At 38.4% G+C, this 22,582-nt stretch carries 21 protein-coding genes; 9 read left to right on the forward strand and 12 right to left on the reverse strand.

Translation table 11 applies throughout. The features are described 5' to 3' along the window. The first annotated feature begins 11 nt into the window (after window positions 1-11). Window positions 12-1,631 carry a glycoside hydrolase family 43 protein gene (locus tag BMY14_RS16000; RefSeq protein ID WP_091833996.1) on the forward strand — a complete coding sequence of 540 codons (1,620 nt, stop codon included), beginning with the start codon at window positions 12-14 and terminating at the stop codon, window positions 1,629-1,631. Here BMY14_RS16000 and BMY14_RS16005 read toward each other — a convergent pair. From BMY14_RS16005 to BMY14_RS16025, 5 genes are all read right to left on the reverse strand, one after another. Then, the gene (locus tag BMY14_RS16005; protein ID WP_245741452.1) at window positions 1,617-2,999 is read right to left on the reverse strand and encodes a lipase family protein; all 1,383 of its coding nucleotides are present in this window, start codon (window positions 2,997-2,999) and stop codon (window positions 1,617-1,619) included. The genes BMY14_RS16000 and BMY14_RS16005 overlap by 15 nt on opposite strands. Window positions 3,000-3,155: 156 nt before the next feature. Then, complete coding sequence (locus tag BMY14_RS16010) at window positions 3,156-4,586, reverse strand: ArnT family glycosyltransferase (protein ID WP_091833999.1); 1,431 nt, start codon at window positions 4,584-4,586, stop codon at window positions 3,156-3,158. Between the two features lie 156 nt (window positions 4,587-4,742). After that, window positions 4,743-7,802 carry an efflux RND transporter permease subunit gene (locus BMY14_RS16015; RefSeq protein WP_091834002.1) on the reverse strand — a complete coding sequence of 1,020 codons (3,060 nt, stop codon included), beginning with the start codon at window positions 7,800-7,802 and terminating at the stop codon, window positions 4,743-4,745. Then, window positions 7,799-8,923: an efflux RND transporter periplasmic adaptor subunit gene (locus BMY14_RS16020; RefSeq protein ID WP_091834005.1), complete on the reverse strand. Its 1,125-nt coding sequence runs from the start codon at window positions 8,921-8,923 to the stop codon at window positions 7,799-7,801. The genes BMY14_RS16015 and BMY14_RS16020 overlap by 4 nt, the downstream gene beginning before the upstream one ends. 133 nt (window positions 8,924-9,056) lie before the next feature. Then, on the reverse strand, window positions 9,057-9,671 hold the full coding sequence (locus tag BMY14_RS16025; protein ID WP_091834008.1) for a TetR/AcrR family transcriptional regulator: 615 nt from the start codon (window positions 9,669-9,671) through the stop codon (window positions 9,057-9,059). 734 nt (window positions 9,672-10,405) lie between these two features. On the opposite strand from BMY14_RS16025, the gene BMY14_RS16030 reads away from it, so the two are divergent. Both BMY14_RS16030 and BMY14_RS16035 read left to right on the forward strand, forming a co-directional pair. Continuing rightward, the gene (locus BMY14_RS16030) at window positions 10,406-12,499 is read left to right on the forward strand and encodes a sensor histidine kinase (protein ID WP_091834011.1); all 2,094 of its coding nucleotides are present in this window, start codon (window positions 10,406-10,408) and stop codon (window positions 12,497-12,499) included. A gap of 4 nt (window positions 12,500-12,503) precedes the next feature. Continuing rightward, complete coding sequence (locus tag BMY14_RS16035; protein WP_091834014.1) at window positions 12,504-14,036, forward strand: DUF3369 domain-containing protein; 1,533 nt, start codon at window positions 12,504-12,506, stop codon at window positions 14,034-14,036. Between the two features lie 78 nt (window positions 14,037-14,114). Here BMY14_RS16035 and BMY14_RS20665 read toward each other — a convergent pair whose 3' ends face one another. From BMY14_RS20665 to BMY14_RS16060, 6 genes are all read right to left on the reverse strand, one after another. Continuing rightward, window positions 14,115-14,285, reverse strand: a complete 171-nt coding sequence (locus tag BMY14_RS20665; protein ID WP_177177626.1) for a hypothetical protein — start codon at window positions 14,283-14,285, stop codon at window positions 14,115-14,117. Window positions 14,286-14,324: 39 nt separating this feature from the next. Continuing rightward, window positions 14,325-14,507 carry a hypothetical protein gene (locus tag BMY14_RS16040; RefSeq protein WP_091834016.1) on the reverse strand — a complete coding sequence of 61 codons (183 nt, stop codon included), beginning with the start codon at window positions 14,505-14,507 and terminating at the stop codon, window positions 14,325-14,327. A 39-nt stretch (window positions 14,508-14,546) separates the two neighbouring features. Beyond that, on the reverse strand, window positions 14,547-14,786 hold the full coding sequence (locus BMY14_RS16045; protein ID WP_091834019.1) for an SHOCT domain-containing protein: 240 nt from the start codon (window positions 14,784-14,786) through the stop codon (window positions 14,547-14,549). Window positions 14,787-14,861: 75 nt separating this feature from the next. After that, a complete protein-coding gene (locus BMY14_RS16050) occupies window positions 14,862-15,980 on the reverse strand; it encodes a sensor histidine kinase (protein WP_091834022.1) in 1,119 nt (372 codons plus the stop codon). Next, window positions 15,973-16,668, reverse strand: a complete 696-nt coding sequence (locus BMY14_RS16055) for a response regulator transcription factor (protein ID WP_091834024.1) — start codon at window positions 16,666-16,668, stop codon at window positions 15,973-15,975. The genes BMY14_RS16050 and BMY14_RS16055 overlap by 8 nt, the downstream gene beginning before the upstream one ends. 144 nt (window positions 16,669-16,812) lie before the next feature. After that, window positions 16,813-16,959: a zinc ribbon-containing protein gene (locus BMY14_RS16060; RefSeq protein ID WP_281246462.1), complete on the reverse strand. Its 147-nt coding sequence runs from the start codon at window positions 16,957-16,959 to the stop codon at window positions 16,813-16,815. 196 nt (window positions 16,960-17,155) lie between these two features. On the opposite strand from BMY14_RS16060, the gene BMY14_RS16065 reads away from it, so the two are divergent. The 3 genes from BMY14_RS16065 to BMY14_RS16075 all read left to right on the forward strand — a co-directional run bounded on the left by BMY14_RS16065 (window position 17,156) and on the right by BMY14_RS16075 (window position 18,987). Next, window positions 17,156-17,926 carry a sugar phosphate isomerase family gene (locus tag BMY14_RS16065; RefSeq protein WP_091834027.1) on the forward strand — a complete coding sequence of 257 codons (771 nt, stop codon included), beginning with the start codon at window positions 17,156-17,158 and terminating at the stop codon, window positions 17,924-17,926. Between the two features lie 37 nt (window positions 17,927-17,963). After that, entirely contained in the window at window positions 17,964-18,428 is a 465-nt protein-coding gene (locus BMY14_RS16070; protein ID WP_091834029.1) for an RpiB/LacA/LacB family sugar-phosphate isomerase, read from the forward strand. Window positions 18,429-18,606: 178 nt separating this feature from the next. Next, window positions 18,607-18,987, forward strand: coding sequence for a desulfoferrodoxin (locus BMY14_RS16075; RefSeq protein WP_091834032.1), 381 nt, complete (start codon window positions 18,607-18,609; stop codon window positions 18,985-18,987). A 78-nt stretch (window positions 18,988-19,065) separates the two neighbouring features. Here the strand turns inward: BMY14_RS16075 and BMY14_RS16080 are convergent, their stop codons facing one another. Next, window positions 19,066-19,707, reverse strand: a complete 642-nt coding sequence (locus tag BMY14_RS16080) for an ATP-binding protein (protein ID WP_091834035.1) — start codon at window positions 19,705-19,707, stop codon at window positions 19,066-19,068. Between the two features lie 160 nt (window positions 19,708-19,867). Here BMY14_RS16080 and sdaAB point away from each other — a divergent pair, with 160 nt between their 5' ends. The 3 genes from sdaAB to BMY14_RS16095 are packed head-to-tail and all read left to right on the forward strand — an operon-like array spanning window position 19,868 to window position 22,125. Continuing rightward, complete coding sequence (gene sdaAB / locus BMY14_RS16085) at window positions 19,868-20,530, forward strand: L-serine ammonia-lyase, iron-sulfur-dependent subunit beta (RefSeq protein ID WP_091834037.1); 663 nt, start codon at window positions 19,868-19,870, stop codon at window positions 20,528-20,530. A gap of 11 nt (window positions 20,531-20,541) precedes the next feature. Continuing rightward, on the forward strand, window positions 20,542-21,423 hold the full coding sequence (sdaAA, locus tag BMY14_RS16090) for an L-serine ammonia-lyase, iron-sulfur-dependent, subunit alpha (RefSeq protein ID WP_091834040.1): 882 nt from the start codon (window positions 20,542-20,544) through the stop codon (window positions 21,421-21,423). 36 nt (window positions 21,424-21,459) lie between these two features. Next, window positions 21,460-22,125: a Crp/Fnr family transcriptional regulator gene (locus BMY14_RS16095; RefSeq protein ID WP_091834042.1), complete on the forward strand. Its 666-nt coding sequence runs from the start codon at window positions 21,460-21,462 to the stop codon at window positions 22,123-22,125. Window positions 22,126-22,582 lie beyond the last annotated feature (457 nt).

Raw genomic sequence — 22,582 nt, forward strand, 5'->3', positions numbered from 1 at the left:
GGCTGTTTGTTGTGTTTATTGAAAATCCAGTATTAAAAGGGTTTAATCCCGATCCGAGCATTTGCCGGGTGGGCGATGATTATTACATTGCTACTTCGACGTTTGAATGGTTTCCAGGCGTGCAGATTCATCATTCGAAAGATTTAGTAAATTGGCATTTGATTACACATCCATTGAATAAAAGCAGTTATTTGGATATGAAAGGCAATCCGGATTCCGGTGGAATTTGGGCACCGGATCTTAGTTATGCAGATGGTAAGTTTTGGTTAATTTATACGGATGTTAAAGTTGTTGATGGTATGTGGAAAGACTGCCACAATTATCTGACTACCTGTGAGCATATAGATGGTGTGTGGAGTGAACCGGTGCGGCTAAATGGCTCCGGGTTTGATGCATCCTTGTTTCATGATCCGAACGGGAAAAAGTATTTGGTGAATATGTATTGGGATCAACGTGTCTACCACCATAATTTTTATGGAATAGTTTTACAAGAATACTCTACGGAATTGAAAAAGCTTATCGGAAAATCATCCATTATTTATAAGGGGACGGACATTAAGTATACAGAGGGTCCGCATCTGTATTATATTGATGGTATGTATTATCTGCTTACGGCAGAAGGTGGTACAAAGTATCAGCATTCTGAAACGGTTGCTCGTTGCAAGACTCTTATGGGCGAATATGAAATTCAACCGGATTATCCGCTCTTGACAGCATGGCAGGCACCACGTAATGAATTGCAAAAATGCGGACATGCATCGCTTGTTCAAACGCAAACTGGGGAGTGGTATCTGGCCCATTTGACAGGACGTCCGCTGCCGACAGGCGATCAGCCAATACTGGAACGAGAACAGCACGCTTATTGTCCATTGGGAAGAGAAACAGCAATTCAGAAAATTGAATGGATCAATGGCTGGCCAAAGGTTATTGGCGGTAAACAGGGCTCTGTTAAGGTTGCGGCCCCACAGCTGCCACAAAGAAAGTGGGAGCCAACCTGCCCAATAAAAGATGATTTTACAGAACCAAAACTCAACTTGAACTTTCAATCACTGCGGATTCCTCTGACAGAGGATATTGCTTCTTTGACTGCGAGAAAAGGGTATTTGCGGCTTTATGGGAAGGAATCACTACTTTCAAAATTCACACAGGCGTTTGTAGCTCGCCGGTGGCAGGCATTTTCTTTTGACGCAGCGACGGCTGTAGAATTTTATCCCGAATCTTTTCAACAGATGGCAGGCCTGACCTGCTATTACAATACGGAAAACTGGTCTAGTGTTTATATAACATGGAAGGAAGGCAAGGGGAGAGTCATCGACGTTGCAGTGGCGGATAATTTTGTGTTTTCCATGCCGCTAGAAAATGCTGAAATTCCGATACCGGATAACATAACAATAGTTCATTTTAAGGTGTCGGTTCGTGTTGATCACTATCAGTATTTTTATTCGTTTGATGGAGAAACGTATCATGCAATTCCCGTTGTATTTAAATCGTATCGCTTGTCAGATGATTATGTAAGCGGCGGTGGCTTTTTTACTGGAGCGTTTGTGGGGATGAACTGCATCGATATTACAGGTGACAATAAAGCAGCAGATTTTGATTATTTTTTGTATAAAGAATTAGAAAAACAATAAAAAATAACGCAGAGCCGGAAGCTGAGCTTCTGGTCCTGCGTTATTTTTTATTGTTAACATCCAAGAGTTAGGTTCATAATTAATGCCTTTTAAATCATGCATGAATGCTTCGAGTGGAGTCATGGTATAGGTTGCTGTGGAAAAAGTTGCTGTTTCAAGCATAGAACCTGTTTTGAAGTCATAAACGGTTTGACTCAACGTAATATAATATATATTACGTTCCCGTTGTAATTTTGTAACAGATATTTCAGGGACAATTACCCATCTGTAATTAGCCGAGACGGGAAGGTTTTTCCACTCAATAGGATTTTTTTCTGCGGCGATAGAAATCCCGGGTAAGTTGTTACGATACTCGTCCTTCATTGCTTCATGCATATACCAAAACTCTTTTGACAAAGCTTCAGGCAGATTGTTTTTTAATGGGGCAACATAGGCACCTGTTCCAACTGCGTTTTTCGGTACGTCGGATTTTAGTAATTGAGGTTCATTTTGTAAGAGTTGGTCGTGTTTATCATAATAATTTTTTATAGATGCATCGACATATTCTGTTATGTTATGAGGTTGATCCCGATCTTTTGAACTTTTAAAACGTAGTTCTTTACCAAATTGTCTGTAGCCACCAACCAAGGTTTGCAGGATGCCTGTTACAGGGTCGCCTGATACGATAACACGTGTTAAATTGAGACTTTTATCGTATTTAGCAGCAAAAGCGGCATTACCAACAGCGGGGGCTCCGAAAGTAATGACTTTGATTTGCTCGGGACTGACTCCCATGTTGAGAAGACTAGCTCCGGCCAGCGTGGCGGCAGCACCGCCTAAACTGTGTCCAGTTAGATAAACTTTGCTATCTTTATTCGCTAAAAGCATCTCTACGAGAGATAGACCATCTTTGCCGTTAGTTGTAGCCTTTAGACCGGATTCGATAAAATCAAGAAAGCCTCGATGTACTTTGGGCAATGTGTCGGGGACATCTTTTTTTTCGGCGTTTTCTGTAAATGAATCTAAGGAATTGCCATCAAAATAGACTTTTTTGTATTGTAGGTCGAAACTTACATCTCCTTTTGTTTCTGTGCCGACAAAGGCTAAGAGATAGATTGGTTTTCCATCCCCAAAATCTTTCTTTGCTAAAAGGAAGCGAGCGCCATCTTGTCCTTGTTTTTGGACATAGCTGTCAATTTTCCAACCGTCTTGTTCTAGATAACTTTTTGTTACTTTACCAATTCTATCACTATAAGAAGCTGTGCAGGCTCCAGCTGTTATAAAGACATCATGCGCCTCATTATAATCTTCAAGTACACTCGCCTGACCGACTAATGGTGTGAGCCATATCATTATTATGGTCCATACAATTGATAAGAAATATTTCATCACATCACCTACAAAAATTTTAACTTAAATTTAAGTTTTAATATTTTAAATTATACTTTATTTTTAACTGCAATACAAAATTTTTTACTTTGTATAAGTAAACCTCGTAATATATATTTTGTTATCATCATTGATAACAATAGTTGGATTTATCGATTACTGTTTTTTAAACAATAATTCTTGATTCCTCTGTCCAACTAATACCCATTTACCTTTGATATCAAATTTAAAGCGATCTAAACTATCAGTGCTAACTAACATTAAAACGTGGTTTTCTTTAATAAGATCTTCTTCAGGGAAAAAAGGCATTACATTTTTACTGTTCCAACTCATGGCTTTTGGAATTAATTTATCTATATTTTGAGCTTTTTCTATACGGTAAATTTTTGCTCCACTATAAAAAACGGCTGATGTATGGTATTCTCCATAACTGCCCACAATGGCATCTGATTTTTTAGAAGCGGCAACGATTACACCTGCGTCCTTTGCCGAATATTTCTGGCAATATGGAATTGCTACAAAAAACGTCAAAAGCGTATAAAACACAAGATTAAATAGTAGCATCTTTTTAAGCAGAGTTTTGCGTTCTGTCAAAAAACGAGCAACTAAAATCGCAATGGGTAAAAAAGCTGGAAATGTATACGTTGTATATTTCGTTGCCACAATCTGATAAAAAACAAATACAACCAAAATCCAAATAACTAAAAATCCTGTTGTCTCATCAATTTTTTGACAAGCTCGCTTTGTCCACATTTTCTTTAAAACCAGAGGTAAGGTGAAGACCCATGGGAAAAACCCAATGATAAACATAACCAAATAATAATACCACACATTATCTTTTGGATGTTCAGAAACCGTAGCTCGTAAAAAATTGTGAACCCCTAAAAAAGTTTCCAGAAATATTGTGCCATGAATCGAATACATAATATAATACCAGCTACCACCAACAAAAGTTAAAATCAAGGTTCCTACGGCGCATTTCATATGTTTTAATTCAGTACTATTACGTTGCCATAACATAAAAACCACAATAATAAAAGCTGGCAATAAAAAACCTATGGGACCTTTTGTCAAAGTAGCCAGTCCGGCAAATAAGTAAGCACCATAGTAATATTGTTTTTTTTCACTACGATACGCTAAATAGAAACATACTAAAACCGCGTTGGAAAATACAAATAGCGACATATCGGTAATAACTGCTTTAGAAATTAACCAATATTCAAAAGAGGTTCCTAATATTAGGGATGCAATGAAAGCAATTTTTGCATTATACAAATGCCGTGTAAATGCATAGGTCAATAAAAGACCGATAAGTCCCATTATTGCTGGCCAAAACCTGGCGGAAAATTCATTTATACCAAAAATAGTAAAGGCGGATGCAAGCTGCCAATAAAAAAGAATAGGTTTATCATACCAATACATACCATAAATTTGTGGAGAAATATAATCTCCTGACTGTACCATTTCACTTGCCGTTAAAGCATAATTGGATTCAACAGGATCTGTAATATAAATTCCTTGATTTCCAAGGAAGAATAAATAAATTCCGATTGATAGAATAATAGCAATGTGTTTTTTCGTAGACAAATGTTATATACCTCCAATTGAAGTTTAAAATTATTTCGTGATTACATCCATGTTACTCTGCCAGTGTTGATTGTTTAGGCAGGGTAACATGGATATAGACTTATATTTTAGTGGTTCATAGTGTTGTTTCTTTCAAGTGATTGTAGGAGATTTTTATCAAAATTTATGCTTGGAATTCATTATATACCAGACAGCATACATGACGGGCAGAACCAAAAGCGTTAATATTGTTGCAAAAAATAATCCGGAACCGATTGCAACGGCCATTGGTCCCCAAAACAAATTGGAAACGAGTGGAATCATTGCTAAAATAGCAGCTGCGGCTGTGAGCAAAATCGGGCGCAGTCGGGTTAATGTAGCATTTGTGATCGCATCCCAAAGGTTTTCACCAGCGGCAATATGCTGGTCAATCTGGTCAATTAGAATAATTGAGTTCCGCATAATAATGCCGGATAAAGCCAGCATGCCGAGCTGGACGGCAAAACCAATCGGTTTTCCCGTTACAAAGAGGCCAATTGCAACTCCGATCATGCCAAGGGGTGCAGTAAGCAGGGCTAAAATCATTTTTGATATGTTTTGCAATTGCAGCATTAAGAGAATCATAATGGTGATAATCATTGCTGGGATAGGTGCTAAAAGCATTTTTGTAGCTTTTGCACTTTCTTCCGTAGCACCGTCATATTTGATGCTATAGCCGGCTGGAAGACCTTCACGAACGCTGCGGAGATTTTTATATACCTGTTGCGTGATTTCAGCACCGCTTGCGCCAGGTTTTATTTCGGCGCGAACCGTGACAGTGGGTTTTAAGTTGCGACGGTAAATCAAATTGTCTTCCGTGGCGAATTTGATAGTGGCGATTTGGTCAAGCGGCACATATTTTCCATTGCCGATGTGGATTGAAAGATCCTTGATGACGGAGGGATCATTTCTCGATTTAGTATCAAAACGAAAAATCATCGGAATGGTTCTATCTTTTTCACGGAACTCCGTAATGCTTGTTCCTGATAGTTCAGTTTGCAGAGTCGATGCTAAAGCCTCTGAGGTGATACCTAGTATGCGGGCTTTATCTTGATCAACGTTTAGCTGCATGATTTTACTTTTTTCATTCCAGTTCATGCTGACATTTTTTGTGCATGGATTATCGATCATAGTTGTCTCTACTTGTTTAGCTATGGCACGTACTTTGTCATGATCATAGCCTTCGACACGAAGCATGACAGGATAGTCAGCAGAGGTTCCTGTACTGATTACTTTTGTATGGACTTGTACATTGGGAAAGTCGTTTGCTAATAGTTTGCCAAGCTTTGTATTTAATTTACTGCGAGCATCGGTATCCTTGGCAACAATAACAAATTCGGCAAAATTAGTTTTATTTAATGTAGGGTCAAAAGTCAAGACAAATCTAGGAGCTCCTTCACCAACGTGATAGGTATAATAATCAATTAGAGGGTCATCTTGTAATTGTTGAGCAAATTCATTTGCAACGGTTTCGGTATTTTTTAGAGAAGCACCTTCCTGCAGCTTAAGTTGAACAATTAATTCAGAACGAGTAGATGCAGGAAAAAATTCTTCTTTTATCATCCCGAATAAACTAAGTGAAGCGATAAACACAATTACAGTCGTAGTTAATACAATTTTTTGATGTGTCAGACACCAGGAAAGTGCTTGCCTGAATAACGCATAAATTTTCAAATTGTAGACAGTATGTTCCTTTTTTGTAGTTTCTTTGTGTGGCGGTTTTATGAGTAAATAACCGAATAGTGGTGTTACCATAGCGGCGACAATCCAGGAGGCGATTAAAGCAATTGTAATAACGGTAAAAATAGATGAACAAAATTCGGAGGCACTGCCCTGCGCAAAGCCAACCGGGATAAAACCGGCACAAGTAATGAGTGTTCCTGTCAGCATCGGAAAAGCAGTAACGCTGTATGCATGGGATGCTGCACCAATCCGATCCATGCCTTGTTCGAGTTTTACTGCCATCATTTCAATTACGATCATGGCATCGTCAACAAGTAATCCAAGCGCAATAATCAAAGCTCCTAATGAAACACGCTGGAGTTCGATATTCATCATATACATGACCGTAAAGACGATTGCTAAAACAAGAGGTATACATAGGGCAACGACGAGTCCGGAGCGTATGCCCAGACTAATAAAGCTTACAATAAAAATAATAAGAATGGCTTCAGCTAATGATTTTACAAATTCACTGATTGATGATTCTACGATATGGGGTTGGTTCACTGTTTGGTGGATTTCGAATCCGGCTGGCAATTCTTTTTTTATTTGAGACATTGTTGTTTCTAAATTTTTCCCAAGCTTTAGAATATTTTCGCCAGGTTCCATGGCTACTGTGATACCGATGGCTGGTTGACCATTGTAAAAGAATTTTGGGTCGGTCGGTTCAGCGTAAGAACGGGTGACTTTGGCAATGTCTTTTATTCGCAAGGTTCGTCCATTTGCCGTAATGGGAAGCGTTAGAATATCATCGGCTCGTTCGAACATTCCGGACAAACGAAGGTATACATCATCCGTTTTTGTTTGCAGCATGCCAGTAGGGGCCATTGCGTTTTGCGCTTGAATCGTATTGGTAATCAGAGCCGGGTCTATGCCCAACTGAGCCATTTTACTATTTTCGATTTCAATGTAAATATTTTCAGTTTGTGTTCCGATGAGTTGAACTCTTCTTACCGTGGGAACGTCCAGGATGATTCGCCGTATTTTTTCGGATGCCTCCCGCATTTCTTCATAGGTATAGCCATCACTGGTAAGAGCATAAACGATACCATATACTTCATCAATATGGTCATTGAACTGTGGCGGTTGAACTCCAGTCGGTAATGTGGAAGCCATGTCATTGACCATATTGCGAGCTTCTAACCATTTGGAACGAATTTCTTTCTTTGGAACGGCATCTTTCAGGTTAACATAAATTACCGATTGGCCTGGATTTGAGTAACTTTGTACATAATCAAGACCAGGTAAATCTTGTAATTTTTTCTCTATTTTGTCGGTTACCTGTTCTTCCATTTGAAGTGCAGTAGCTCCTGGCCAGCTTACACTTACAACCATTTGTTTAATCGTGAAATCAGGATCTTCCATTCGCCCTAAATTTATATACGTGAATATTCCCGTGGTAAAAAAGAGTGCAATGAAAAAATAAATAAATTGTTTATGTTTCAGAGCCCATGCGGCCAAATTGAAATTTTTCATAAAGTATCACCACCTATGTTCACTTTTTGCCCCTCATGTAATTTATGGACGCCAGCTGTTACAATACAGTCACCAAGTTGAAGCCCGCTTAGTACTTCGACGGTTTCGCTGCCGAAGTTACCGATTGTAACGGGCTGAAGTATGAGGTGGTTATTTTTTACCACCCAAACAGAAGTCGGTGTATTTCCATCCTGATAGATAGCTGCTAATGGAATTGTCATGGTTTGCAGCGCAGTTTGCGCGTTGATTTGAACGGAAGCTGTCATGCCTAGCTTTATTTGCTCTGGTGGATTCATTAAGTGAATGCGTACTTTAAATGTCCTTGTTGTTTGATCTGCCATGGGAGCTACTTCTCTTATTTGACCATTGATTGTTATACCGGGAAGGGCCCAAAAAGTTGTTTGGATTTGTTCAGTTTTACGAAGGTACTCCATTTGATTTTCGGGGACATTTATTTCGATCTCAAGTTCACCAGTTGGAACGATCGTAACGACGGTCTGACCAGCACTAATTACTTGTCCGGTTTCAGCATTGATCGTTGATACAACACCAGTTTTATCAGCATGAAGAAGACTATATCCCATTTGATTGGCACCTTGCGCATATTGGGCAGAAGCTTGCTGCAGAGCGGCAACGGCTACGTTATATGCATTGACATATTGATCATATTGAGCCTGACTGATGGCGGTTTGATCCAATAATTGTCTGTAACGATTTAGATTGCTTTCGGCCAGTTTTACTTGTGATTGAGCTGAAGCCACTTGTGCTGCATTATTATTTACGGTTTGCTGAATATCTTTGGCATCAATTTCCATTAATACATCACCTGCATTTACCAATGTACCAAGTTCTACGTAGCGTTTAATAATTTTTCCGCTGACTTGGAAGGCAAGCTGACTTTCATAGCGACCACGTACTTCGCCTGAATAGGTGGAACCTTGTTTGTCTGTCGTATTACCAATTGTAATGGTACGAACCTTAACAATGTCTTCAGAAATAGGCTGTACGTTGTTGTGCTCCTGAATCATAAATCCTGTGATGCTGAATAAAATTATAATTCCTGCGATAACGAAGCAGCGCTTTTTGTTAAAGAGGGCTGTTAATCTTGCTGGTAGTTTCATGATGTGTGTACTCCTTCTATTGAATATTCTTGTTTTCTGGCAGTTAGAAATATTAATTGAATATCGTTCAGTTAATACTTCTAAAAAAACCGCTCATCCAAAACGAGTTTGGATGGCGGACTCCTACTGATTTTTAGAGTAGGATATGGATCGTATTGTCTTTGCAGTCAAGGGCTTTTTCTACTAACGATTCTGCCATTTGTAATCGAAATGCTAAAATATCAGCGGTAGTTTTTTGATAAAGTGCTTCACTTAAAAATTCTAGAATAACCAGAATATAACTAACGGTAGTTGGTGCATGTTTTGTGTGAAACACTTGTCGAGAGAGACCATCTTCAATGATTTTTAGCAGCCATGGTGAAAGTGTTAATTCCAGTTGGCGAAATAATTGCACCTTAAGATTTAGATTTTGGTTGTCATATAGAAGGTTTAGTAATAATCCATCTTTATATGTTGCTTTGCGTAATACATTGCTTAATGTTAAAGAAATTTTTTCGGTGGGAGAGCTATTTAAGTCAATGATCGTTTTGATTTCGTTCATCAAGGAATCGGCATGCCGATCGAGCATCTTTTCTAATATTTCTTCTTTCGATTTGAAATAGTAATAAAGCATTCCTTGTGCGACACCCATTTTTTTTGTTATATCGTTGATGGTTGTTGCATCATAACCTTTGGTGAAAAACAGATAATCAGCCACATCTAAAATTTCATTCATTCTGATACTGGGGTCCTGTGGAGTTCTAGGCATCTATCATACACCTCCATAATTTGAACTATATTCAAATTATAAGTCATAGATGGAAATGATGTCAAGAATATTTTTGTGTCTGTTAAACAGAGCTCATTTTTTAATTCGTTATACAAACAATTAGGCATAGTAAAAATGAATTTTATTTTTCAAATAAATAAAAAAGACAAAATATTCTGAAAAAAGTGTTGCGAAATAAAATTGGCTATGGTATATTAAATGTAACAGAAGAGCTGTTCGAAAGATACCAAATGGGTATCAAGATTTTAAGAGGATATTCGGATAGTTCCTCTGCAAAAACTACCAGAGCCATCCTAAATTAGTCTAAAAAACTAAAACACTAGTGGCAGGTATGTTTCCAGGCATCTATAGTGTAATGATTTGGCGACCCGAGAAGGAAAATCCTTTTTAAGAAGTTAAGAGATCATCGCAAGATGAAATTTAACCACAATTTTAGCCAGATCAAAAAGGAAGTGCCGCGATGACCTGTAGGAGAGCAATCTTCTGCGGGTCATTTTTATGAAATAGCATACGTGAATTCTAAAACCAATCCAAGACTTTTCAAAGTCTTGGATTGGTTTTTTTGCAGCAAAAAGGGAGTGCCGCGCTAATTTTCAATTGTTTTATTTCGAGTCTATTGATGAAAATAATTTTTCCAAAGAGGGAAGGGAGCTGATTATAAATCGCGAATTTTAATATAAAGTAACCAGATAATAAATAAGCGGAGGGATTGTATGGGACATTTGGGGAAAGTCAGTTTACTCATTGTCTTCCTTATAAGTTGTTTGACTGGACTCGCAGCATTATTTATAAATATGCAAAAAATATCAGATGTAAAAATGGAGACCGAAAAAAATAGTTACGGAATTTTACCGGTGAATACTATGAAACAGGATACTTTGTATGATATGGCACGAAAAAATATTTTGGTACTTAATTCATATCATGCAGATATGCTATGGGTTCAATCAGAGGAAAAAGGTATTCGATCAATTCTGGGAAATGACACTAAAATACGCTTATATTTTGATTATATGGATACAAAGCGAAATATAAGTACTGAATATATGGAAAAATTTTACGAACTTTATTTGGAAAAATGTAAAAATACTCATTTTGATGCGGTGATTGTTACAGATGATGCTGCCTATCGATTTGTTTTGGAACATCAACAAGAATTATTTCCTGATATTCCAATTGTTTTTTGTGGTATTAATTTTTTTGAGAATCGTGAAATACAACGAAATCCATGGGTTACTGGCGTTGCAGAAGTGACGGACATGAAGAGAACGGTCGATGCAGCATTGGAACTTCACCCGAACGTCAAGAAAATTGTATTTATCAATGATGAAAGTGATGCAGGGAAAGTCAACCATCAGCTTTTGTTGAAAATAATGCCGGAATTTATCGATCGCGTAGAGTTTACATTATTTGAGAAGATGACCATGCCAGCGCTTTTGAAAAAAGTTTCTGCGTTAGATAATGATAGTCTAATTATTCTTATGACTTTTAATGTAGATGAGGATCAAAAGATTTTTAGCTATGAAGAAAGTGCGGATTTGATTGCAGCAAAAAGTAAGGTTCCGATCTATTGTACTTGGGATTTTTATTTGGGACATGGTGTTGTTGGTGGGATGATGACAAGTGGTTATACACAAGGGGAAAAGGCCGCACAGTTAATGCAAAAGATTCTTTATGAAGGACGTTTCCCAGCAGATATTCCTTTTGTGCTAGAAAGTATTAACCATTATATGTTTGATTATAATGAAATGAAAAAATTTGGTATACAGCAATCCATGCTGCCCGCTGGAAGTATTGTTGTTAATAAACCCGTTACATTTTATGAAACCTATAAAAACTTGGTATGGGCTGTGGCAACGGTTGTTTTGGTCTTGTTATTTATGGTTATCGTGTTAGTTATGAATATAAGGTATCGCAGGCGGGGGGAAGAAGAGATCCGTCAATTAAATGCAGCATTGGAATCACGTGTTTTGGCAAGAACCCATGATTTACAGGAAACAAATAATAAGTTGACAGCTACTTTGGTCGATTTGAAACAGATGCGAACACATCTAATTGAGGCTGAAAAAATGGCGTCTCTCGGGGAATTGGTGGCAGGGGTTGCACATGAAATTAATACTCCGGTGGGAAATAGCATTACAGCAATTTCTCATTTGGAAACCAATAATAGTGATTTTGACAATAAATTTTCAATGGGAACCATGAAAAAATCTGATTTAGAAAATTATTTAGCGGTAGTTCACAGTGTAGTGAAAATTGTTTTTACAAACTTGACTCGGGCGGCAGAGTTAATTCGCAGTTTTAAAAAAGTAGCGGTAGATCAATCTTTGGAAGAACGGCGAATTTTTTGTCTGGACGAATATATGAATGATATATTGATCAGTTTGAAGCCTCAACTAAAAAAAACACGGCATAAAATGATCTTTCATTGTCCGGCAGATATTACTGTGTATTGGGACCCGGGTGCCTTGTGGCAAATAATGGCGAATTTATTGAGTAATTCATTGTTGCATGCTTATGAGGAAGATTCAGAAGGGATAATTGCGATTGATGTTTATAAGGATGGAGAATATATACTTATAAAGTATGCTGATGATGGTAAAGGAATGCCGCCGGAAGTTCAAAAAAAGATTTTTGAACCGTTTTTTACAACGAAAAGAGGATCTGGCGGGTCAGGACTCGGAATGAACATTGTATATAATCTGGTTGTTTTTAAAATGAATGGAACGATTGAGTGTAACAGCAATCTCGAGGTTGGAACAGAGTTCATTATTAGGATTAGGAATACGGAGCAAGATAAGGGGTGATGTTATGCAGGATGACACTATAATATTTGCGGAAGAAAATGATATAGAAAATTACGAAATTCAAGATGTTTGGAAAGTATTGATTGTCGATGATGAGCCAGAGGTACACTCTGTTACAAGGCTGGTATTGGAGAACTTCGTTTTCGAAGAGAAGAAAATTGAGTTAATCAGCGTATATTCGGCAGAAGAAGCAAAAAAAATACTTAAAGAACAGGATGATATTGCTCTTATCTTGTTGGATGTGGTAATGGAACGAGCTGATGCAGGGCTCCAGTTGGTGCGCTGGATCCGTGAAGAGATTGCCAATAAAATGGTTAGAATTATATTAAGAACAGGTCAGCCTGGGGCAGCCCCGGAAGCCAGAGTTATTGTTGAATATGATATCAATGATTACAAAGAAAAAACGGAATTGACGGCACAAAAATTATTGACTACGGTGATAGCAGCATTGCGTTCGTATCGTGATCTATTGATTATTGAAATGAATAAAAATGGGTTGGAAAAAATAATTCAAGCCTCTCCTGAAATTTTTCGTATGCAGTCTATGCAGAATTTTGCCGCTGGTGTATTAATGCAACTGACTGCAATGCTGAAATTAAGCGAAAATAGCCTATATTTAAAGGTGTCAAGTTTTGCGGCTACATGTACCAAAACGGGAGCCATTGATATATTAGCAGCTACGGGGGCTTTTTCTGGAAAAATAGATGCCGACATAAATATATCGGATGATATAAAAAATAAGCTCGATATCGTATTAAATGCTCAAAAAAGCATGTTCTTTACTGGGTATTTTGTTCTGTATTGGCGCAGTATAGCAGATAATTTTTATTTGATTTATATGGAAGGGACCCCGAAGATTAGTGATTTGGATAAACGGTTATTAGATATTTTTTGCTTGAATATTTCAGCAGCCTTTGAAAATTTAAAATTACATGTGGAAATGTATGATGTGCAAAGAGAAGTTTTTTTTCGGCTGGCAGAAGTAGCAGAAAGTAGATCAAAAGAAACGGGAAATCATGTAAGACGAGTCGCCGAATATGTAAGTTTATTAGGAAAAGCGTATGGATTATCAGCGCAAGAAGTCGATATGATTCATTTGGCGGCACCGATGCATGACATTGGAAAATTAGGGATACCGGATGAGATTTTAAATAAACCAGGTAAGTTAACGGATGCAGAATTTGAAATTATAAAAAAACATACGCAAATAGGGTATGATATGCTCGATGGTTCAGAACTGGAAATGCTTAAAGTTGCAGCCATTATTGCACAACAGCATCATGAACGTTATGACGGGACTGGGTATGGACGTGGATTAACAGGAAAAGATATTCATATTTATGCTAGAATAACGGCTGTTGCCGATGTTTTTGATGCGTTGGGGAGCAATCGAGTATATAAGAAAGCATGGCCGTTGGACAAAATCATTCATTATTTTGAACAAGGGCGTGGCAGCCAGTTTGATCCTGAAATTGTGGATCTACTTTTTGGGCATTTAGAGCAGGTACTTAAAATTCGTAATACCTTTGCCGAATGATGAAAATAAAAGAGACTGTCACATTAAGCATATAATCTTAATAAATATGCTTAGTACGACAGTCTCTTTTTTGGGAAGTTATTCTCTAGAATCGTTGTTGTACGGACAATTCTGATAGTTTCCATTGCCGCGTTGATTGCAGCCCCCGCGGAATGAATTTGGGTCTTGATTGTTATTGTTGGCAGCGGCAAACACTGGTACAGCAAATAAAACAGCCAACGCCGTTGCAAGTAAAATTTTCTTTGTCATAAAATTACCTCCTGTTTTTTGTATAATGTAAAATTATGTTTATTTTGTAGGAGCATCATCGTTGTTGTAAGGGCAATTTTGATAATTTCCAGTTCCATTGTCACGTTGATAACAGCCACCGCGGAATGAATCTCGGTCTTGATTGTTGTTATTTGCAGCTGCGAATACTGGTACAGCAAATAAAATAGCCAGAGCCGTTGTGAGTAAAATTTTCTTTGTCATAAAAATACCCCCTGTTTTTATATAATACATAAACTATATTTATTCTATTTCTTTTTTTATCGTTTGATATTCTTCACTCGTAAGTTCACCTTTTGCATAACGTGATTTTAGTGTTTCTAATGCATTTGAGGGCATATTTGTTGATTTATGAGGTGGGAACACCGCCTTAAACATCCAAATGACTGCCAAAAGAATTATTGCAATAAAGGCGAGGTGAGTAATCATTCCGAGCTCGAACCCAAACCAGCCAAAGCCTCCACTGGCTCCATATCCCATCATTTTGTTGCACCTCCTTTGTTCTTGAGTTCATTATACCGCATAACTATGGAGATATTATGGAGAAACTATGTGTTTTTAATGTATATTGAATGGCAAAGTTAAGCGGAAAATGCTGCCTTCATTTATTTCACTTTGAACAGAAATATTACCTTTATGAGTTAAAGCCATTTGTTGGACCAATGCCAGTCCCAAACCGGTTCCACCACTTTGTTTTGTTCGGGATAAATCGACTCGATAAAAATAGTCAAAGATATAGGGAAGATCCTCTTGGTTTATCCCAATTCCTGTGTCGATAACTTCGATAATCGTACTTGTCGAATTCTGTGTGGCGATGACTTGAATGCTGCCTGTATTGGTATAACGGATTGCATTGATAATCAAGTTGTAAATAATTTGTTGAACCATTGTAATATCCGCTTTTATTGGTGCTAACTGTCTTTTAATAGTACAGGTAAGGGATAAGTTTTTGTCGACCGCTAAAGGCTGGCTTTTTTGAACAATTTGATATAATATACTGCCAATATCTATTTCTTGAAATTCGGGTTTTAGTTGACCCGCTTCCAAAAAAGATAAATCTCGAAGTTCTTCGACTAATTTTGTCAAACGGTCGACTTCTTCGGTTAAAGAAGCCATTTGTTCTTTATCGGGGGTGATAACGCCATCGGCAATACCTTCCAGATTGGCTTTTAAAATGGTTAGTGGTGTGCGCAGCTCGTGAGCAATGCCAGCGAAAAAGCGTTGCCGCAGGATGGTGGTAGATTTGAGCTTTTTCGTCATTTCATTAAAAGCGGTTGCCAATTGTCCAAATTCATCTTTTCGCTGAATGGTAACACGGACATCAAGGCTGCCTGCTGCTACGGATTTTACAGCCTTGTTTAAAGTAAATATTGGACCTGTAATGCTGCGAGCTAAATAATAACTAATTATAGCGCCAAATCCTAACATTATGCTGCCAACAAGGAAAAGGGAATGTTTTAAAGAGCGTAAAAATTCTTGTTCGGGCAACCCCATTGAAGGGGGCTTTGTCATACCATGCTGCATCATACCATGCATTTCGCCGTGCATACCGCTCATGGTTAAATATGAAGTAAAGTTTTCGGCTATTTCATGATTTACAACGACAATAAGTGCCAGGAGGACAGCTCCTGTTGTAATAAAAACGGTAAGTGTTACGCGTATTAGTAATTTATGCATTTTGTTCACCGGTCAATTTATAGCCAACACCATAAATGGTTTTAATGTAATAGGGGTCTTCTGGTAATGCTTTTAATTTTTTACGTAAATTTTTAATATGGGAGTCAACGGTTCGTTCATAGCCTTCAAAGGCGTAACCTTGTATTTTTTCGATAAGCTGGAGTCGGGAAAACATTTGACCGGGATGGCTTAAACATAATTCGAGAATTTTATATTCTGTTGGCGTCAATTCGATGGGGGTGTTCGCCAGAAAGACACTATGGTTTTTCTTGTGGAAAGTGAGCTTTCCCATCTGTAAGGGTACTTCAGTGGCAATTAGAGGTTCAGACGGGTTTATACGCCGTTGGATAGCCCGGATACGGGCTATAACTTCTTTGGGGCTGAAAGGTTTGATTACATAATCATCAGCACCTAATTCCAGCCCGATAATACGATCACTTTCAGCATCACGGGCGGTGAGCATTAAGATTGGTATATTACTGCTGCGTCGTATTTCTTTGCAGACACCAAAGCCGTCAAGTTTGGGCAGCATGAGATCAAGCAGAATGATATCAGGATTTAAGTGCAGTGCCTTGTCAACAGCCGCTACTCCATCATTGGCAGTTATTACGCTATAGCCATCTTTTTCTAAATAGGCTGTTAATACTTTTACGATTTTTATATCATCATCAACAACTAGGACTTTCATGTAGTTCACCTCATGATTTTTATAGTTGGGGAATTGTTATATTATTATATAATATTGATTTTATAATGTATATGTTGTGGCAGGGCGAAAACTAAAAATACAGCCAGCATCATCGACGCTGGCTGTATTTCGGAACCGCAGAGTTTAAATTTCTTCATATTCGGTGTAGTGGCACACCGGGCATGGAGGAAGAACATCATCGGGGTCATCCAATGTAAGCAGTTCACCACATTCGAGACACTTGTAAGTTCCGATGCCTGGCTTTTCACCAGCTTTAAACATAGATATCACCTCCAGTGTTTTTATGAAAAATCTTGTTGATTAAGTTGGAAATTCGCGAAAAAACAATAAATACCTGCAAGCTTTATGGAAGATTCTTTAACGGATCGATAAATTTTAAAAGTGAAAAAATTTTAAATATGGTATACTATTTATGTGATTTAAAGTGTATTTTTGAACAATCCATAGAAAAGAAAGAAGGGTGTTTATGGAAGAAGACAAGATCGTTACGAAGCAGGCTTTGCTTACAATTTCAGCGGGTAAAAGACTCATTGCAAAAGCAGTCAGCTCGCTTGCTCAGATACAAAAAGCTTTAGAAAATCATACAATTATTATTGTTGCTGGGACGACCAATGGGTATGTTGCGGAAGAGCTATTGAACCAGATTGATCAGTTGGGTGATTTTTCGCGAGATACATTTTTTCGTGGTGTGACAATAAAGCCGGGAAAGAATGTAGTGAAGGGGGCTTATTTTGCCAAAGATATTGTACTTAAAAAAGGAAAATGGATCAAAGGGGAGAACGTTTTTACGTCGGCACCTCAACTGGGACCGGGAGATATTATACTAAAAGGCGGCAATGCGGTGGATGCAGCCCATAAAGAGGTTGGAATCCTGATCGGACATCCTGAAATAGGAACCAGTGCACCTATATTGCAGGCGGTTATTGGCAGAAGAGCTGAATTGATACTGCCAATTGGTCTTGAGAAAAGAGTTTTTGGGGACATTGGGACAATTGCAGCTAAACTCAATGCAACAAATGCCAGTGGTGTGAGAATGCTTGCTGTCAGCGGTACGATTGTAACGGAATTGGACGCACTGGAACATTTAACCGGAGTGTCTGCTGAGCTTGTTGCATCGGGAGGCATTTATGGTGCGGAGGGCAGTTGCTGGCTTACAGTTACTGGCCGTGAAGATCAAGTAGGGCAGGCATTGGAGATTATGAAATCTATTGCAGGAGAGCCTGCATTTGGGGCGTAAGTTTTGATTTTTGTTAAAAAATAGGGAGACGATGTAAATGAGAATTGCTATGGCAAATGACCATGCGGGGCATGCGTTAAAAGAAGAAATAAAAGATTATTTACAATCTGAAGGACATGAAATAGTCGATTTTGGTACATATAATGAAGAATCTTGTGATTTATCAGATTTTGTTTATCCGGCGGCAGTGGCTGTGGGGAAAGGTTCTGTTGAACGGGGAATTTTTGTTGATGGCGTTGGTTATGGCAGTGCGATGATTGCAAATAAGATCCATGGTGTTTACGCCGCGGTTTGTCAGGATCCCTTTTGTGCGCAATTAGCACGGCAGCATACAGATTCTAATGCTTTATGTATTGGTGGTAAAATTATCGGTAGTGTTTTGGCAATGGAAATTGTAAAAACATGGATGCATACAGAACACCAGGGGGATGTTGAAAAATATGCTAGACGAGTACAAAAGGTAAAAGATATAAATGATAAACACCTCAAGCCCTTAGACTAAATGGGCTGGGGTTCTATATGATGCCTGTAAGAATTAGTTTTTTTATAATATAACAAACTAACAAATAGTTAATATTTATTTGTATATAGAAAAAATAAGAAGAAATTATTTGCAAAAAACCTATATTTGTTTTACAATAGAGAAAGAGAATTTAAAAATAAAATTGGAGGGCTTGACAATGGCACAAGAAAGAAAATTTTATGTTTGTAAACTATGTGGGAATATCGTTGGTATGATTCATGTTGGCGGAGGAACTTTATCTTGCTGTGGACAGCCAATGCAGGAATTAGTGGCAAATACTTCAGATGGTGCTGCGGAAAAACATGTTCCGGTTATAGAAGCACAGGGGAGCAAAATTACTGTTAAAGTTGGTAGTGTAAACCATCCAATGTTACCAGAACATTGGATTCAATGGATTTATCTGCAAACTGAAAAAGGTGGACAACGTGTTGACCTTAATCCAGGTGAAGAACCTATAGCACATTTTGTTTTGGCAGAAGGCGATAAAGTCGTTGCTGCTTATGAATATTGTAATTTACATGGATTATGGAAAGCATAAACGCTTTTGTTTTGTTGATTCGTTTCTAATATACATAAAAAGAAGCCGTCTCGGAATTACTTCGAGCGGCTTCTTTTTTTATTGTATATTTCCGTTAAGATCCATGGTGACTATGCGAAGGGGAATGTCTTTGCCACTACTTTTAATGGCTTCTTTAACGGCGTATTCAATTCCGCCGCAGCATGGTACAATCATGCGCGTTACGGTTATGCTGTTTATGGTGTTTAGACGCAAGATTTCAGTGAGCTTTTCACTATAGTCTATCATATCGAGTTTTGGACAGCCGATGACAATGGAGTGATTTTTTATGAAGTCATTGTGAAAATTGCCATAGGCAAAAGCTGTACAGTCGGCAGCAACGAGTAAATCACTATCTGCAAAAAAAGGTGCATTAGGTGCGACAAGTTTGATTTGTACTGGCCACTGGTTTAGTTGAGATGATGAAGCTGGAGCAGCCGGGGCCGAACAAACTGCTGCTTTTTGGCGGCGTTGGTTTTCTTTTACGGCAGCATCATCATATGCTAATGCTTCGCGTTCCTCGAAGGAAATCGCATCGGTGGGACAGGCTGGGAGGCAGTTACCCAGTCCGTCACAATAATCATCACGAATCAGCTTTGCTTTGCCGTTGACAATGGCAATTGCACTTTCGTGGCAAGCCGTTGCACAAAGTCCGCAGCCGTTACATTTATCAGTATCAATGGTTATTATTTTTCGTATCATAGTAGATTGTATCTCCTTTAAAATTTTATTTGGTATGAGTCTTTCTTTTTGTTAATTCATATAGTATCATACATATAGAGTTCTATACAGTTGCAAATGCAACGTAGTGATATTTGTCTTAAAATAAATTTTTAAATATATAAGTATAGGAGGAAAAATTATGCGTGGTGTTTTTGATATTATCGGGCCGATTATGATTGGCCCGTCTAGTTCACATACAGCCGGGGCTGTGCGGCTGGGGTTGATTGCCAGAAGAATTCTTGGTGAGGAACCTGTGAAAGTAGAGATTAATCTGCATGGGTCTTTTGCGCGTACGTATAAAGGACATGGTACAGATAAAGCATTGATCGCGGGTATTTTAGGTTTTGCCACAGATGATGAACGGATAAAAGATGCATTGCTATTGGCCAGTGAAAAAGGCATAATATACCAGTTTAAGAAAGTTGATTTAGGTGCAGTCCATCCCAATACTGCTGTTATTTATTTGACAGGTATCAATGGTCGGACAACACGTATTATTGGGGCTTCAGTCGGGGGGGGCAATATTTTAATTACGAATATTGATGGGTATGATGTGGAACTTACAGGGCAATATCCGGCACTTATTACAATTCACCATGATTGTCCAGGTGTTATTACGAAAGTGACAAGTATCTTAGCAAAATATGCAATCAATGTTGCTTTTATGCGTGTTTCAAGGCAAAGCCGTGGTGCGGAAGCTTTGATGATTCTTGAGGTTGATGATGTACTGACAGAGGCCGTTGTGGCTGAATGCCAGATGGTAGATGAGCTGGAAAATGCTTTTTGCATTCCAGCAATTTAGAGGAGAATAGTATGATGAATTTTAAATGTATAGAAGATTTAGTACAGCAGTCTGAGCTGAAAAAACTGCCGATTTATGAATTGATTTTACAGTATGAAAGCGAAAAATCACAAATGGAGCGAGCTGATATCTTGTCCGCTATGAAAAAGAATTGGCAGGTTATGAAAGCCTCTGCTGAAAAAGGAATTGCAAATCAGGAGAAATCAAATAGTGGATTGGTCGGTGGTGATGCAAAAAAAGTAAGTGAGTATTTAGAACAAGGTTATATGGGGAAGACCGTTCTAAAAGCAGCGGCTTATGCAATTGGTATCAGTGAAGTCAACGCTGTAATGGGGAAAATCGTAGCATGTCCTACTGCCGGATCATGCGGTATTTTACCGGCTGCGATCTTAGCCGTGGCGGAGCAAAAAAAATTTACGGAGGAGCAGATTCTTAATGCTTTATTTACAGCAGCTGGAATTGGCATGGTTATCGCGCAAAATGCCTCAATTTCAGGTGCAGAAGGTGGCTGCCAGGCAGAATGCGGATCAGCAGCAGCAATGACCGCAGCTGCTTTAGTTGAACTGGCTGGCGGGTCACCAGAGCAAGTTGCGCAAAGTGTGGCATTGGCTTTGAAGAACTTGCTGGGGCTGGTTTGTGATCCGGTGGCTGGGCTTGTGGAAGTACCTTGCGTAAAACGCAATGGATTTGCCAGCATTTATGCGATGCTGGCTGCAGACATGGCGATGGCTGGTGTGCAGTCGATGATTCCGGTGGATGAGGTTATTGATGCGATGTATCAGATTGGTAATGTTTTGCCTAAGTCGCTTCGAGAAACAGCTGAGGCGGGGCTTGCGGCATCTCCAACGGCTCGTCGATTGGAAAATACGTTGTATGGGAAAACTGAATTATAAAGAATTGGAACATTTTTGGTGAAGTTGGAGGATGTTATGAAGAGTTATAGTGATTTTTTAGTTGATGTGGCTTTGTTTGCGAACATAGAAAAAGACAAGATAGATGGTATGCTGGATTGTTTGGGCACTATTAAACGAAGTTATAAAAAAGGAGAAACGATTTTTCTATCGGGTGATCCTGTCTTGGGTGTGGGAATTCTTATGAGTGGCAGCGTACAGATTAGTCAGGAAGATATATTGGGCAATCAGACAATACTCGGACAAGTGCTCGCCGGACAGATTTTTGCGGAGACGATTGTTTGTGCGGGTGTTGAGCATTCACCTGTTACAACGATGGCACTTCTTGATTGTGAGATTTTATTCTTGCAATTCAAGCGACTCGTAACAACTTGTACTTCTGCTTGTCAATTTCACTCACAACTTATTGAAAATATGCTGCAAATTTTGGCTCAGAAAAATTTAATTATGAATAGAAAAAACAGGTTGTTATCACAACGAAGCATCCATGAAAAATTGAATCAATTTTTTATGGATATGATTGAGCAACATGGTACTTACAAATTTAAAATTTCTTTTTCTCGAAATCAATTGGCGGATTATTTGTGCGTAGATCGTAGTGCTTTATCAAGAGCACTGAGCAAAATGCAGCAAAATGGTAAGCTCAATTTCAAGAAAAATGAATTCGAAATAATAAATTTATAAAAAGTATTGTAAAAGTATTGACAGGAGAAACATAAGATTGTATTATAAACATCGTTGCCGTTGACGAAACATTCGCAGCGTACAACGAGCGTACGTGTTGACAAGAGGATGTCCTTCTGTTAATATAATAGAGTTGGTTCTAGACAATCAACGGCGTTCTTTGAAAACTAAACAATGTAGAAAACAAAAAGATATATGTACACCAACATGTATCAAGCCAGATGTGCGGTTTTCGAACGCTTGCGTTTGAAAACAACAACTAACAATTTCTTTTAACAAAAAAGATAATTTAGATTTTTAAAGAGCCTGTCAAGGTTCTCTAATATAATTTATTGGAGAGTTTGATCCTGGCTCAGGACGAACGCTGGCGGCGTGCTTAACACATGCAAGTCGAACGGAACTAAGCTTAACACCGAATCTTTTAAAGTAGAGATGTTAAGCCGGAATGCGAGTGGAT

This window comes from Propionispira arboris (genome assembly GCF_900109225.1).
GTDB classification, from domain to species: domain Bacteria; phylum Bacillota; class Negativicutes; order Selenomonadales; family Selenomonadaceae; genus Propionispira; species Propionispira arboris.